The following is a 13202-nucleotide window of genomic DNA, read 5'->3' on the forward strand; positions in this document are numbered from 1 at the left end:
CCCTCAGAGCCCGGCCCCCTGCGCCACAGGGATCAGCCGGGCTTTTTCTTTGGAGGAGCCGTTGATGGCGTTAGCGGGTCCTGGCCGCTACCAGACGGCCACCTCCCATTGGCCGTTGACGCGCGCGAAGCCGATCGGGCGGTTCTGCGGCTCGGCATTGGGCCGCGTGGGATCCATGGTGAGCTGCGTCATGCAAGTGACGCCAGGCCCCACGCCGCCCGGCGAGCAATCGCCAAGCTTCAGCGTCGCGTTGGCGAGCGACGTGCCCGTAAAGAGCTTGTGACGCCGCACGGCGTCCGTCGCTTCCTGCTCGGTCGGCTGCGCAAGGCCTGTTACCGCAGCGGCCGAGGTCACTGGAACGAGAACCGGTCGCAGGCCGAACCCCGCACCAAAACCCACCGCCAGCGCGACCACGGCGATGATCCCGACTGCGCTTCCTTTCATCGTTCGCCTCCTTTCGACCGCGTTACACAAAAAGACGCGGACAGGCTCGGGGCCGAACGGATACGCGCCTTGGGATTATCGGAGGAAGTGTAGCCGCGCCGTCCGACAACCGAAACCCGTCAACATGAGGATCGCGCCGTAACGAGTGGCTTGTGCGGCGACGCTAGGCGCTAAGCCATTGAAGCCAAAGGGAGAGGTCGGCCGGGACGGGTTTGAGCCGGTGCGGTCGAGAGAGAGCGCCGGTCGGCTCGCCCCGTTCCCGCTCTCCCGAGGTTCCCTCCATGAACGACCTTTCCGTCACCGCAGCCCGCGCGGCCGCGCCGTTTCCGCTTGTTCCCATCGACACCGGGTCCGCTGTCGCCGCAGCCGCCGGCCATCTTCTCCCCCCTCTCGACCGAGGTCAGCGCATCGACGCTGCGATGCTGCGCGCGGCCATGGAGGAGGCCTTCGGCGCCTCCGATGCGTCTGGCGCCTGGGATTGGAAGACCGCCTACGACGCCGGTGAGGCGGCGACGGTGCTGTTTCTCCGCAAATACGGAAAGGCGCTTTTGCGCAAAGCCGGTTCTCCGGCGGCCGCACTGCCGATGCTGGCGAGGATCGCCAGCCTTCTCCCTACCCACACTCGGCGCTCCGAGGAGAGCGAGACGTTTCAGCAGTTCTCGACACCGATTCCGCTCGGGTTCGCTGCCGCGACCGCGGCGTCGATCACGCCGGCCGATCGCGTGCTGGAGCCCTCGGCCGGCACTGGCCTGCTCGCCATTCTCGCCGAGCTCTCCGGCGGGTCGCTGGTCTTGAACGAACTGGCCGAGGCCCGTGCCGGTCTTCTCCCCCACCTCTTTCCGACCGTTCCCGTCACCCGCTTCGACGCCGCCCAGATCAACGATCATCTCGATGCCGGGATCGTGCCGAGCATCGTTCTGATGAACTCGCCGTTCTCGGTGATGGCGAACGTCTCCGGCCGCATGGCCGACGCCGCCTATCGCCATATCGCCTCCGCACTGGCGCGCCTGGCTGACGGCGGACGTCTCGTGGCGATTACCGGTGCGAGCTTCGCGCCCGACGCGCCGGCGTGGCGTGAAGCCTTCGTCCGGCTTCAGGAGCATGGCCGCGTCGTGTTCTCGGCCGCAGTCGATGGCTCGGTCTACGCAAAGCATGGCACGACGATCGACACGCGGCTGACTGTTATCGACAAGTCGCCGGCCGACGATCCCATGGTCGTCGCCACCTCGCGCGGCACCGCGCCGGACGCCGCCACGCTGCTCGGTTGGGTGATCCGCGATATGCCAGCGCGCTTGCCGGTCGCCGCATCCACGGCGGCCCAGGCCACGCTGCGTCCCGCAGTTCCCCGCACCGTGCGCGGCTACCTCGCCCGACCACGTTCGTCGGCGCCCGAGACCACCGTTCTGGGCGAACCCGAAGGCGTCGATCTCGCCTATGAGACCATCGACTGGCAGCCGGCCGAGGGTTCCCGGCTCACGGATGCGATTTATGAAGAATACGGATTGCAGTCGATCCGTATTCCCGGCTCTCAGGCCCACCCGACGAAGCTCGTGCAGTCCGCTGCGATGGCCTCGGTCGCGCCGCCCAAGCCGAGCTACCGGCCGCGCTTGCCGGCACGCCTTCTCATGGAGGGCCTGCTGTCCGACGCCCAGCTCGAGACGGTGATCTATGCCGGCGAGGCCCACGGCGACTATCTCGCCGGTTCGTGGACGGTGGACGAGACCTTCGACGTCATCTCCGCCGCGCGCGAGGATGCCCCGAACGCCGTCCGCTTCCGGCGCGGCTTCATGCTCGGCGACGGCACTGGCGCCGGCAAAGGCCGTCAGAGCGCCGGCATCATTCTCGACAACTGGATGCAGGGTCGCTGCAAGGCCGTCTGGATCTCGAAGTCCGACAAGCTGATCGAGGACGCGCAACGCGACTGGTCCGCGCTCGGCATGGAGCGCCTGCTCGTGACGCCGCTTTCGCGCTTCCGCCAGGGAACGCACATCCGGCTGCCGGAAGGCGTCCTATTCACCACCTATGCCACGCTACGCTCCGACGAGCGTGGCGAGAAGGTTTCGCGCGTCCGTCAGATCGTCGATTGGTTGGGCTCCGATTTCGATGGAGTGATCATTTTCGACGAGAGCCACGCCATGCAGAACGCCGCCGGCGGCAAGGGTGAACGCGGCGACCAGGCCGCCTCGCAACAGGGGCGCGCCGGGCTGCGCCTTCAACATGCGCTGCCGAACGCGCGCGTGGTCTACGTATCCGCTACCGGCGCGACCACGGTCCACAATCTGGCCTATGCGCAGCGGCTCGGTCTCTGGGGCGGCGAGGATTTTCCGTTCTCGACCAGGTCCGAGTTCGTGGAGGCGATCGAGGCCGGCGGCGTGGCGGCAATGGAAGTGCTCGCGCGCGACCTGCGAGCGCTGGGGCTCTACACGGCCCGCTCGCTCTCCTACGACGGCGTCGAATACGAGTTGTTCGAGCACCAGCTCACGCCCGAGCAGACGCGCATCTATGACGCCTATGCCGGGGCGTTCTCCATCATCCACAACAACCTGTCGGCGGCGATGGAGGCCGCCAACATCACGGGCGACAAGGCCACGCTCAATGCGCAGGCCAAATCCGCCGCCCGATCGGCGTTCGAATCCGCCAAGCAGCGTTTCTTCGGTCATCTCCTGACCAGCATGAAGACGCCGACCCTGATCCGCTCCATCGAGCGCGATCTGGCGCTGAACCATGCCGCCGTCATCCAGATTGTTTCGACGGGCGAAGCGCTGATGGAGCGCCGCCTGGCTGAGATTCCGACCGACGAGTGGAACGACGTCCGTGTCGACATCACCCCGAGGGAATATGTGCTCGACTATCTCGCCCATTCCTTCCCGGTGCAGCTCTACGAGCCGTTCACAGATTCCGAAGGCAACCTGTCGTCACGCCCGGTCTATCGCGACGGCCAGCCCGTCGAGAGCCGCGAAGCCGTCGCTCGCCGCGATCGGCTGATCGAGCACCTGGCGTCGTTGGCGCCGGTTCCAGGCGCGCTCGACCAGATCGTTCAGCGCTTTGGTACAGACATCGTCGCCGAGGTCACCGGCCGTTCGCGCCGTATCGTGCGCAAAGGCGAGCGGCTTGTGGTCGAGCGCCGCGCCGGATCGGCCAATCTCGCCGAGACCGCCGCCTTCATGGACGACGTGAAGCGGATCCTCGTCTTCTCCGACGCGGGCGGCACAGGTCGCAGCTACCACGCCGAGCTGTCCGCCCGAAATCGGCGGCTGCGCGTCCACTATTTGTTGGAGCCGGGTTGGAAGGCCGACGCCGCCATTCAGGGCCTCGGCCGCACCAATCGCACTAACCAGGCGCAGCCGCCGCTCTTTCGCCCCATCGCGACCGACGTGAAGGCCGAGAAGCGTTTCCTCTCCACGATCGCCCGGCGTCTCGACACTTTGGGCGCGATCACGCGGGGCCAACGCCAGACCGGCGGCCAGGGCCTGTTCCGCCCCGAGGACAATTTGGAGAGTCACTATGCCCGCGATGCGCTGCGTCAGCTCTACCTGCTGCTGGTGCGCGGCAAGGTCGAAGGCTGCACGCTCCAGATGTTCGAAGACGCGACCGGCCTTTCGCTGATGGACTCAAATGGCATCAAGGACGAGCTGCCACCGATCACGACGTTCCTCAACCGCCTGCTCGCCCTGACGATCGAACTGCAGGGCATCCTCTTCACGGCGTTCGAGCAGCTCCTCAACGCCAAGATCGAGGGCGCCATCGCCAGCGGCACATACGACGTCGGACTCGAAACGCTGAAGGCGGAGAGCTTCATCGTCACCGACCGGCGCACCATTCACGTCCACCCGGGTACGGGTGCGGAAACCCGCCTGCTGACGATCACGCAGCGGGAGCGCAACCGGCCGGTCACGCTCGACGAGGCGATGGACCTTCTGTCGGATCGTCGGGCGATGCTGCTGGTCAACGATCGCTCCGGCCGCGCCGCCGTTCAGGTGCCGGCGTCATCGCTGATGTTGGATGACGGCGAGATCGAGCGCCGCGTCCGGCTGATCCGGCCGATGGAGCAGCATCACGCCTCGCTGACCATGATGGCGGAAAGCCACTGGGTCGAAGCCGACCGCGCGGCCTTCGCATCGGCGTGGACCGGCGAGGTCGCCGACGTGCCAGCTTTCTCCGACAGCGCGATCCATGTCGTCGCCGGCCTGCTGCTGCCGATCTGGAAACGCCTGCCGAACGAGTCGACGCGCGTCTACCGGCTGCAGACCGACGACGGCGAGCGCATCATCGGACGCAAGGTTTCGCCCGCCTGGGTCGCAGGCGCGCTGGCAATGGGAGCCGGCACGCTGGCACCGGATGACGCCTTCGCGGCCCTGATCGACGGCAAGACCATCCTCGACCTCGCCGAGGACCTCCAACTCCGCCGCGTCCGCGTCATGGGCGCCAACCGCATCGAACTCTCCGGCTTCACCGACACGATGCGCGAGCGCCTCAGTGCTTACGGCCTTTTCCATGAGATCATCTCCTGGAAGCTCCGCATGTTCGTGCCAACAGACGCGAGTGGCTCGGCTGTGCTTTCGAAGGTCATGGAGCGCTATCCCGTCCAGCGGATCGCCGAGCGGGAGGCCGTGTAAATGGCCCGCCGCGACGCATCCGAACTGGCACAGCGTCTTGGACGACAGGCCGAGGCTGTGTGCCGGCACTATCTCTCGGCTGGATATCGCGAGGGCCGCTACTGGCTGGTCGGCGACGTCCGAAACACACCGGGCCGCTCGATGTTTGTCCGCCTGAAGGGAGCCGATTCCGGCAGGGGTGCGGCGGGTAAATGGACCGACGCGGCCACAGGCGAACACGGCGATCTCCTCGATGTCATCCGCGAAAGCTGCGGGCTGATCGACTTCAAGGACGTCGCCGAGGAGGCCCGAACCTTCCTGAGCCTGCCGCATCCGGAACCAGACCCGGACCACCAACGACGCCCGGCATCGGCGCCCGCCGGGTCTCCGGAGGCCGCACGACGGCTCTTCGCAATGTCGCGGCCGATTACGGGCACTATCGTAGAGACGTATCTACGGAAACGCGGCATCACGGCTTTGCACGGAACCGGATCGCTCCGCTTCCATCCACGCTGCTACTATCGGCCGGACGAGCATTCGCCGACCGAGACCTGGCCGGCGATGATCGCGTCCGTCACCGATCTCGACGGCCGGATCACGGGCGTACATCGCACCTGGCTCAGCCCCGAAGGGAGCGGCAAGGCGCCAATCGACACACCGCGACGGGCAATGGGCGAGCTCCTCGGTCATGCGGTCCGGCTCTGCACGGCGCACGATGTGATGGCGGCCGGCGAAGGCATCGAGACGATCCTGTCACTCCGCATGGCCCTACCGGGCCTGCCAATGGCGGCTGCGCTCTCGGCCGCACACCTTGCCGCCATCCTGTTCCCGGCGACCCTTCGCCGACTCTACATCGCCCGCGACGACGATCCGGCCGGTGACGGCGCGCGCGATAGCCTGGTCGAACGGGCGCGGGACGCCGGCATCGAGGCGATTGCGCTGTCGCCGACGCTTGGGGATTTCAACGAGGATCTCCGCACTCTCGGCATCGGCGCGCTGCGGGCAGCGATCCGTCAGCAGCTCGCCCCGGAGGACGTCGCCCGCTTTCTCGCCTTGGCGGCATAGCCGGAAGGGGCAAGCACGGGGCAGCGGCGCCCGTCACCGGTTTCGCACGAGGCTGCATCCCGTTGCGCCGGAGAGGACCGCGACCCGGCCTTCGAGAGGGCGATCGGCCGTCAAGCGGCCCGGACCGGCAAAGGCTGCGCCCGGCTATTTTCCGGCGCGCTCCAGAGGAGCGCTTTCCATCGCGAAACAAAATAGCCGGCCTTCGCCATCCGGCGCGATGCTTGGCCCTGCGCTGGCGCTCCGGGTGCAGGTCCGGCCCGCCCGACGGCTTTCGTCGCCAGAAGGCCGCGAGGGTCGCGGTCGAACCGACGAAGGAGCATCCCATGGCGAACGAACACGACGACGGCTTCGAACCGCACCACGCCTCATCCCCCACCGACCATGTCCTGACCGAACTCCAGCTCTACGGCTTTCGTCCCTTTCAGGACGAACCCGATCCGAGGCCACTTCCCGAAGGCGATGCGGTCGCCGGGGCCATCGCCGACATCTTCGACGCCCTGATCGCCACCCTCGAGGACACCCGCCTCGAACCCGACCTCGATGACCTCCTCTGGTCGACCGTCAACCTCTTCCATCGCGCCACCGACCGGATCGAACGCGAACTCGATGACAATGAGCAGGCGCAGCGCCGCGGTCAGCGCGAACAGGACGGCTCGGAGGTGAAGTCGGTAGAACTCGAACGTCTCACCGCCGAAGGGCAGACCATGATCGAGCGCCGCAACGCCTTCGAGCTGATGCGCGATCAGGCCGCAGAACACTTCGAGCGCCACACCGGATCATCCTGGCGGCCACGCAACGGCTCGATGGTCAATCACCGCGCCATGACCTCGGCGATGATCGACAGCCGCGATTTCCTCGCCGCCAAGCGCCGGGCAGAGAGCGAGGTGATGATCCCGGCGGGTCCGAAGATCGCCGTCACCGGCGGCCTCGACTTCAACGATCACCGGCTGATCTGGGCCAAGCTCGACCAGGTCCACGCCAAGCATCCCGACATGGTGCTGTTGCACGGTGGATCACCGAAGGGCGCCGAACGCATCGCCGCTCGCTGGGCGGATCACCGCAAGGTTCCGCAGATCGCGTTCAAGCCCGACTGGACGAAGCACGCCAAAGCCGCGCCGTTCAAACGCAACGATCAGATGCTCGCCGTCCTGCCGATCGGCGTGATGGTGTTCCCCGGCACCGGCATCCAGGACAATCTCGCCGACAAGGCGCGCAAGTTCGGCATCCCGGTCTGGAAGTTCGGCAGTGGCGGCGCGTGAGCGCCGCCTAGCCCAGCTCGATGCCCCAGAATTTCAGCACGCCGATGACCTCCTCCTTCGGATAGTGCAGGAACGTCGCGTTCTCAATATCGATCTTGATCTTCCGTTTGCGCTTGGCGATCTCGCGCGCGATCCGCCCGCTGAACGGCGCGGTGCCTGGCGGCAGCACACCGGGGCGATCAGGACTCGGCCAACTCTTCGGGTACCCGTCAGGAATCCATCCAGACGTCACTTTGGCGGCCTGCTCGGCGACCGAGGGATGCTCGCAAGCCCATCCATAGAGATGGAAAGCGCAGACCCGGAGCATGGCTTTGATTTCCGGGAGCGTGTCGGTGAAGCCTTTCAACGGCGTGGGCAACCACACCATGTTGGCGACGCACGAGAAGTATCGCGGATCTTGCACGACGCTGCTCTGCTGCGCGAACGACGGATCGTCGTATCCCCAGATATGGCAGACGGTCCAATTCTTGGGCTTGGGCGACGCCACGTCGAGGGCGGCCACCAGCGCTTGGAGCGCAGCGACGTTGCCTTCGAACTTCTCTGCGGTGACCCCGGTCGCCTTTCGGGTGTTGGTATAGCGGCGGGTCCATCCCGCATCGTAGAGCGGTCGTCCGCGAGCGGTGTGCGGCGCCCACACCGGCAAGCACCGAAATGTCTCCGGATTGACCCACCGCGCGGTTCGCTCGATCAGCTCCACGACCGCCGGGATATCGTCCCGCAGTGCCTCATTGCCGTCTGGTATGTAGAATCCGTCAGTCACTCTCCGCCGCCTCCTCATGTCATCTGCCCCGGCTGCACGAGGCGGATCACAATTCGGGCGTGAGTCCTGAGCGGCAGAGCTCTTCGAGGGATCATTCCTCTACCATCTCCGCGAAGCGATGCACCACCCCCCGCTTCCTTGCGCTGATCCTTGGTCCGGCCGAGGGCCTGGCGCCATCAACCCGTGAAGGGTCCGCTACGCGAGCGTGCGGCCTTGAGGCTTCGCCCCTGCGGTGATTGCGGCCCTTGGCCGGACACATCGGGCGCCTGTCGCGCGGGGGATGGTCCCCCGCCTCCAGAACAGGAGCCGGATCAATGTCCCTCAACGATGCTCACGCCTTCGCCTTCAGCCTCGCCACAACGCTCATGGTCGCGATCGTGATCTTCAAAGCCGGCGACGGCACGATGAGCGTCATGCCGGCGTCCGAATACGACGGAGACGCCTCGGCGATCATCCGCGAAGTCGATCCATTCGCCCCCTGAGGGTAACGGTCCGCTCGGCCGAGCGGAAATCCGGACGGATTTCCGCTGCCGTCATCACTCAACTTCGGCTATACTAACATTTGCGCCGTGGTGGTGGTGGAAGGCGCGACCGTAGACCTTCATCTTACGGAGCACACCACCATGGTACTCGGCATTCTCTTGAGCATCACAGCCATCGGCGTCGTCTGCTGGCTGCTCTTCACCCTCGCTATCTACGCGCTGCCCTTCTTCGCGGGCATCACCGTCGGCATGTGGGCCTATGGCACTGGCGCGGGCTGGCCCGGCAGCATCGTCGTCGGGCTTCTCGCTGCCGGGCTGATGCTCGGCATCGGCCAGTTCCTCTTCGCCCTGGTGCGTCCGGTCTGGCTCCGGCTGACCATCGGACTTGTCTTCGCAGCACCGGCGGCCGTCGCCGGTTATCATGCCGTTCACGGTATCGCGAAGCACGCCATGCCTTCGGAGACCTGGCAGGTCATTTTCTCCGTGATCGGCGCCATCGCCATCGGCGCGACGGCCTGGATTCGGATCGCGGGCGCCGAGCCCGCCCCGATCCGGGCAGAACCTCGCTCGGGGCTGACATCCTCGCAACGTCGCGGCGGACCAGAGGCATATCGAAGCCGTCCTCAACATCGTGGAACAGGCAGGGATCGGGCGGCGATGGGCCGTTAGATTCGGGCTGGGAGGCGGCAGCCGGTTGAGCAAGCTTGACCAGCGGGCGTCGATGGCTCGGCACATTGATGGTGCGGGAGCTTAGCGTTCTGACCGAAAGTGTGGCGTGGGAACCGGTGCAGGCGCTGCGTCGAGACCGGGAGACAAGGACCGCCGGTGATAGTGCCGCGTATTCACCGGTACCGAGGGGGTCGCCACCGTCTCCATTGATCGGCTCTGCCTCGTCGAGCGCTCCAAAACGGCCTCTTCGATGGGTGTATCTGGCCGAAGGACGGCTTCGCCTCGATCGCCTATGGCGCAACAGCGCCGTCAAGACTTTCTTCCCCTGCCGGCTGCGCCGTCATTCCTCGCGGGACAAGAAAGTCCCTCCTTTGCTGTCTGAAGCCCTGCGGGTGCGCCGTCGATCGCCTCCGGCCGGTCGATCACCATCGAGGCCGCAATGGTGCGGGCTCGAAAGACAGTGATCAAGGAGACTTCTCATGGCGACCATCGGCACCTTCAAGAAGACCGGCTCGAACGAGTTCACCGGCGAAATCGTCACCCTCAGCGTCCAGACCAAGAACGTCCGCATCGTCCCCGACGCCCGCTCCACCGGCGAGAACGCTCCCAGCCACCGCGTCTTCGTCGGCCGAGCCGAGATCGGCGCCGCCTGGTCCAAGCGCTCCAACGAGGGCCGCGACTATCTCGGCCTGAAGCTGGACGACCCGAGCTTCAACGCTCCGATCTATGCCAACCTTTTCGACGACGAGGATGGCGACGGTTACAGCCTCATCTGGTCCCGGCCCAACCGCCGCAATGGCGACTGAGCCATCATCGATGCCCCGTCCGGATTACCGGGCGGGGCATCACGCCGGTGGGAATCCGGTCCTGCAGGCGGCCGAAAGGTCCCGATCATCACGGAAAAATGACTCCGCGCCTTTTCTCATGTACGAATCACTAGTTTACTAGGTGGCAGTATATTAGGGGAAACGGCGACCTCTCCGCATGAGATTGCGGGAGCTTGTCGCCAGAAATTTGCGTCGACTGAGACACGCCAAGGGCCTGTCGCAGGAGGAACTTGCTGATCGTGCCGAGATCAATCGCAACTATGTCGGCATGCTTGAGCGGGAACAGCACGCCGCGACGATCGATATGCTGGAAAAGCTGGCCATCGTGCTGGACATCGATCCGGTCGCGTTTTTCGAACGGACCAAGCGGCAGAGCGCCGACGAAGATTGATTGCACGACGCGTAGCGATGCCTCCGCTGCATCACGCGATGTCTATTCGCGCAGCTTACGACGGTTAGAAACTTCGTTAAAATCGACTCGGAACCGAATGGCTGTCGCCATTGATGTGTCGGGGGACCCATCGTGACCGCGCCGGATTTTCTCGATGAACCGCCTCAAAGCGCGACGCTCACCGACTATGACATCCAGCATTTGAAGCTCTACTTGCGCCTCCTCGACGCCGACGCCGACGGAGCGGACTGGTGCGAAGTGGTTACCATTCTGTTCGGCATTGATCCCAGTGATGATCCCGAGCGCGCCCGGCACATCCATGAATGCCACCTCCTGCGCGCCCGATGGATGACCGAACACGGTTACCGCGACCTGCTTCGGCGCGGCCATCACTGAACGGGTCCGCGATGCGCCGCAGCGATCACGCGGCGCTTTTTCCGGGTCTTCCCTGATCCAGCTCAACCGGGAATCGTATCCGGCCCGGAGACATGAACCATGTGAGCCAGGAGGTAATCGATGGCGCCGGACCCATCGCAGTGGCGAGCTTCGACCAGTTACGACTATTTCGACGATCTCGGCATTTCCGACCTGGCGTGGGAATGCTTACGCCGCAATGTCGATTACCAGCGCGACTATGCAAAAGCGTTGAAGGAGATGGATGACCCTGAGCAGGCGACCGCGTCGTTCCGCCTGCGCTGGGGGTTGCAATTTCCCTGCCCACCCAAGCCACAGCGCCATCGAGGAGCCGGTTCACTGGACGACGGAGGCCGACCTTGGAAAGGTTCTGCTGATCGCGTCGCCATCCCTTGGCTCGGCCGGCGCACCACTGCCCGCGCTTGATCCGAACACAACGCACCGCAGCGCGCACGAACTCCACGCAATCCATGGCGACGGCGCCGACGCAGTCCATGTCGTGCTGCTCGGCGGCATCGAACCCGACCAGCCGCTGGCCGCGGTCGTCCCCCTGGACACTGATGCACCAGATCGGATCGAGGCCCTCTCGCGTCTTTGGGGCGGGCTCCAAGCGCCGCCTCCGCCCGCCGATCTGCGCGTGACGCTTCAGCGCCGGCAGCGTCTCCGTCACATGCTGCGGGCCTTCGACGGCCGCGCCTGCCGCGCGACCTATCGGGAGATCGCGGAGGTGATGTTCGGCGTGTCCCGCGTCGCCTCCGACTCCTGGAAAACATCGGCGCTTCGCGATTCCACAATTCGGCTCGTGCGCGATGGCCTCGCCATGGTCGATGGCGGCTATCGTGACCTGTTGCGTCGACGCAGACGGCGCTGACAGCGCCCCTCGCAGGGGTGCGAAATAGCCCCCTCTATCTTCACCATCCCCCCAGACAGCAGCTCTTCGCCACCGTGGCCTTCGCCCGCCGCTGATCGCCAGCGGCCTCAACGAACGCCTCGGAGGCCCGATCATGTCCGCCAACCTCGCCGGTTTGCCGCCGCGCTTTCTACGCACCCCTGAAGCCGCTCGTTTCTTAGGTCTCTCCGGCCGCACACTGGAAAAGCACCGGACCTACGGAACCGGCCCGGCGTATCGCAAGCTCGGCGGCCGTGTCGTCTACGCTATCGACGACCTGCAGGCCTGGGCCGATCGGGGCGCCGTCACATCCACGTCGGATCCACGCGGCGCCGTCCTTCCCGCCAAGCGTCATGAACCGACGACGCTGGTCCAATCCGGCCGCCACGCGCGCTGAGACGTGCCGGCATGTCGTCCCGCCACAGCACGGAACGCGAGCAGCTCGATCTTTTCCGGGCGCTGCCCGGCGACCTCGCGCCGCGAGATGCGCAGGACCTCATGGCCTATCCGTTCTTCTCGCTCGCCAAGTCGAAGCGCCTCGCGCCGATCGATTTCAAGGCGGGCTCGATCGTCATCCGCGTCGAAGCCGTCCCCGAGCATGGCATGGCGACCATCTGGGACGCGGACGTGCTGATCTGGGCGGCCTCCCAGATCGTCGAAGCGCGCGATGCCGGCCTACGCTCGTCGCGGCTCATGGGCACCACCCCGTATGAGATCCTGAACTTCATCGGCCGAGGCGTGTCGCTGCGCGACTACGACCGCCTCAAGGCCGCGCTCGACCGCCTACAGTCAACCACGGTCGCCACATCCATCCGCCAGCCCACGGAGCGGCGGATGCACCGCTTCTCGTGGATCAACGAGTGGAAAGAGAAAGCCGACAGCCGAGGGCGGCCCCTCGGCCTCGAGCTGATCGTGCCCGACTGGTTCTACGCCGCCGTCCTCGACGACGCGCTCGTGCTGACGATCGACCGCGCCTACTTCGATCTCACGGGCGGGCTCGAACGCTGGCTCTACCGGCTCGTGCGCAAGCATGGCGGCCGCCAGGAGTTCGGCTGGAGCTTCGACTTCATCCACCTCCACGCCAAGTCCGGCTCGCTCTCACCGCTCAAGCACTTCGCCTACGACCTGCGCGACATCGTCCGCCGCCAGGCGCTGCCGGGCTACCGGCTGACCATCGAGCAGCCGACCAGCGGCCCCGAACGCCTTTCCTTCGCCCCGACCGATCCGGCCCCGTTCGGGATGCCACGACGTCGCCGTTCCAACACTCACCCTGGGGATAAGCTGTGAATTGCCTCGTGCTATCAGGGACCGCCCCTATCGTGCCATCGGGGACCCGGTCCTCGTGCTATCGGGGACCGGAATCGCAGATTCCACGCATTGAATCAAAAGCTTGCGGCACCCGTAACT

14 protein-coding genes are annotated in these 13202 nt (G+C 65.8%); 12 read left to right on the forward strand and 2 right to left on the reverse strand.

Annotated features, from left to right (window positions below; genetic code table 11):
• Positions 1-87 precede the first annotated feature (87 nt).
• The gene (locus tag Q1J79_RS13255) at positions 88-444 is read right to left on the reverse strand and encodes a hypothetical protein (RefSeq protein WP_300301126.1); all 357 of its coding nucleotides are present in this window, start codon (positions 442-444) and stop codon (positions 88-90) included.
• A gap of 281 nt (positions 445-725) precedes the next feature.
• On the opposite strand from Q1J79_RS13255, the gene Q1J79_RS13260 reads away from it, so the two are divergent.
• The 3 genes from Q1J79_RS13260 (at position 726) to Q1J79_RS13270 (ending at position 7363) form a co-directional block, all read left to right on the forward strand.
• Positions 726-5060, forward strand: a complete 4335-nt coding sequence (locus Q1J79_RS13260; RefSeq protein WP_300301128.1) for a strawberry notch family protein — start codon at positions 726-728, stop codon at positions 5058-5060.
• The gene (locus Q1J79_RS13265; RefSeq protein ID WP_300301130.1) at positions 5061-6104 is read left to right on the forward strand and encodes a toprim domain-containing protein; all 1044 of its coding nucleotides are present in this window, start codon (positions 5061-5063) and stop codon (positions 6102-6104) included.
• A gap of 323 nt (positions 6105-6427) precedes the next feature.
• Positions 6428-7363 carry a DUF2493 domain-containing protein gene (locus tag Q1J79_RS13270; RefSeq protein WP_300301132.1) on the forward strand — a complete coding sequence of 312 codons (936 nt, stop codon included), beginning with the start codon at positions 6428-6430 and terminating at the stop codon, positions 7361-7363.
• A gap of 7 nt (positions 7364-7370) precedes the next feature.
• On the opposite strand, the gene Q1J79_RS13275 is transcribed toward Q1J79_RS13270, so the two are convergent.
• Positions 7371-8123 (reverse strand): hypothetical protein, encoded by a 753-nt coding sequence (locus Q1J79_RS13275; RefSeq protein ID WP_300301134.1) that lies wholly within the window; start codon positions 8121-8123, stop codon positions 7371-7373.
• Positions 8124-8437: 314 nt separating this feature from the next.
• On the opposite strand from Q1J79_RS13275, the gene Q1J79_RS13280 reads away from it, so the two are divergent.
• From Q1J79_RS13280 to Q1J79_RS13320, 9 genes are all read left to right on the forward strand, one after another.
• The gene (locus tag Q1J79_RS13280) at positions 8438-8605 is read left to right on the forward strand and encodes a hypothetical protein (RefSeq protein ID WP_203192657.1); all 168 of its coding nucleotides are present in this window, start codon (positions 8438-8440) and stop codon (positions 8603-8605) included.
• Between the two features lie 141 nt (positions 8606-8746).
• Entirely contained in the window at positions 8747-9274 is a 528-nt protein-coding gene (locus Q1J79_RS13285; protein WP_300301139.1) for a hypothetical protein, read from the forward strand.
• A 479-nt stretch (positions 9275-9753) separates the two neighbouring features.
• On the forward strand, positions 9754-10080 hold the full coding sequence (locus tag Q1J79_RS13290) for a DUF736 domain-containing protein (RefSeq protein WP_300301142.1): 327 nt from the start codon (positions 9754-9756) through the stop codon (positions 10078-10080).
• A 178-nt stretch (positions 10081-10258) separates the two neighbouring features.
• Positions 10259-10492 (forward strand): helix-turn-helix transcriptional regulator, encoded by a 234-nt coding sequence (locus tag Q1J79_RS13295; RefSeq protein WP_300301144.1) that lies wholly within the window; start codon positions 10259-10261, stop codon positions 10490-10492.
• A 132-nt stretch (positions 10493-10624) separates the two neighbouring features.
• Positions 10625-10888: a DUF2285 domain-containing protein gene (locus Q1J79_RS13300; RefSeq protein WP_300301146.1), complete on the forward strand. Its 264-nt coding sequence runs from the start codon at positions 10625-10627 to the stop codon at positions 10886-10888.
• 120 nt (positions 10889-11008) lie between these two features.
• Positions 11009-11332 (forward strand): DUF6499 domain-containing protein, encoded by a 324-nt coding sequence (locus tag Q1J79_RS13305; RefSeq protein ID WP_300301149.1) that lies wholly within the window; start codon positions 11009-11011, stop codon positions 11330-11332.
• Between the two features lie 73 nt (positions 11333-11405).
• Positions 11406-11777, forward strand: a complete 372-nt coding sequence (locus tag Q1J79_RS13310; protein WP_300301151.1) for a DUF2285 domain-containing protein — start codon at positions 11406-11408, stop codon at positions 11775-11777.
• A 133-nt stretch (positions 11778-11910) separates the two neighbouring features.
• Entirely contained in the window at positions 11911-12192 is a 282-nt protein-coding gene (locus tag Q1J79_RS13315) for a helix-turn-helix domain-containing protein (RefSeq protein WP_300301153.1), read from the forward strand.
• Between the two features lie 11 nt (positions 12193-12203).
• Positions 12204-13082 carry a replication initiator protein A gene (locus Q1J79_RS13320; protein WP_300301155.1) on the forward strand — a complete coding sequence of 293 codons (879 nt, stop codon included), beginning with the start codon at positions 12204-12206 and terminating at the stop codon, positions 13080-13082.
• Positions 13083-13202: the final 120 nt, after the last annotated feature.

Origin of the sequence: Ferrovibrio sp. (assembly GCF_029255545.1) — a bacterium.
Classification (GTDB): Bacteria; Pseudomonadota; Alphaproteobacteria; order Ferrovibrionales; family Ferrovibrionaceae; genus Ferrovibrio.

Bases quoted from the DNA above. Each gene is read 5' to 3' on its own strand.
- Q1J79_RS13255 (WP_300301126.1), bottom strand. From the start codon at position 444: ATGAAAGGAAGCGCAGTCGGGATCATCGCCGTGGTCGCGCTGGCGGTG.
- Q1J79_RS13260 (WP_300301128.1), top strand. From the start codon at position 726: ATGAACGACCTTTCCGTCACCGCAGCCCGCGCGGCCGCGCCGTTTCCG.
- Q1J79_RS13265 (WP_300301130.1), top strand. From the start codon at position 5,061: ATGGCCCGCCGCGACGCATCCGAACTGGCACAGCGTCTTGGACGACAG.
- Q1J79_RS13270 (WP_300301132.1), top strand. From the start codon at position 6,428: ATGGCGAACGAACACGACGACGGCTTCGAACCGCACCACGCCTCATCC.
- Q1J79_RS13280 (WP_203192657.1), top strand. From the start codon at position 8,438: ATGTCCCTCAACGATGCTCACGCCTTCGCCTTCAGCCTCGCCACAACG.
- Q1J79_RS13285 (WP_300301139.1), top strand. From the start codon at position 8,747: ATGGTACTCGGCATTCTCTTGAGCATCACAGCCATCGGCGTCGTCTGC.
- Q1J79_RS13290 (WP_300301142.1), top strand. From the start codon at position 9,754: ATGGCGACCATCGGCACCTTCAAGAAGACCGGCTCGAACGAGTTCACC.
- Q1J79_RS13295 (WP_300301144.1), top strand. From the start codon at position 10,259: ATGAGATTGCGGGAGCTTGTCGCCAGAAATTTGCGTCGACTGAGACAC.
- Q1J79_RS13305 (WP_300301149.1), top strand. From the start codon at position 11,009: ATGGCGCCGGACCCATCGCAGTGGCGAGCTTCGACCAGTTACGACTAT.
- Q1J79_RS13315 (WP_300301153.1), top strand. From the start codon at position 11,911: ATGTCCGCCAACCTCGCCGGTTTGCCGCCGCGCTTTCTACGCACCCCT.
- Q1J79_RS13320 (WP_300301155.1), top strand. From the start codon at position 12,204: ATGTCGTCCCGCCACAGCACGGAACGCGAGCAGCTCGATCTTTTCCGG.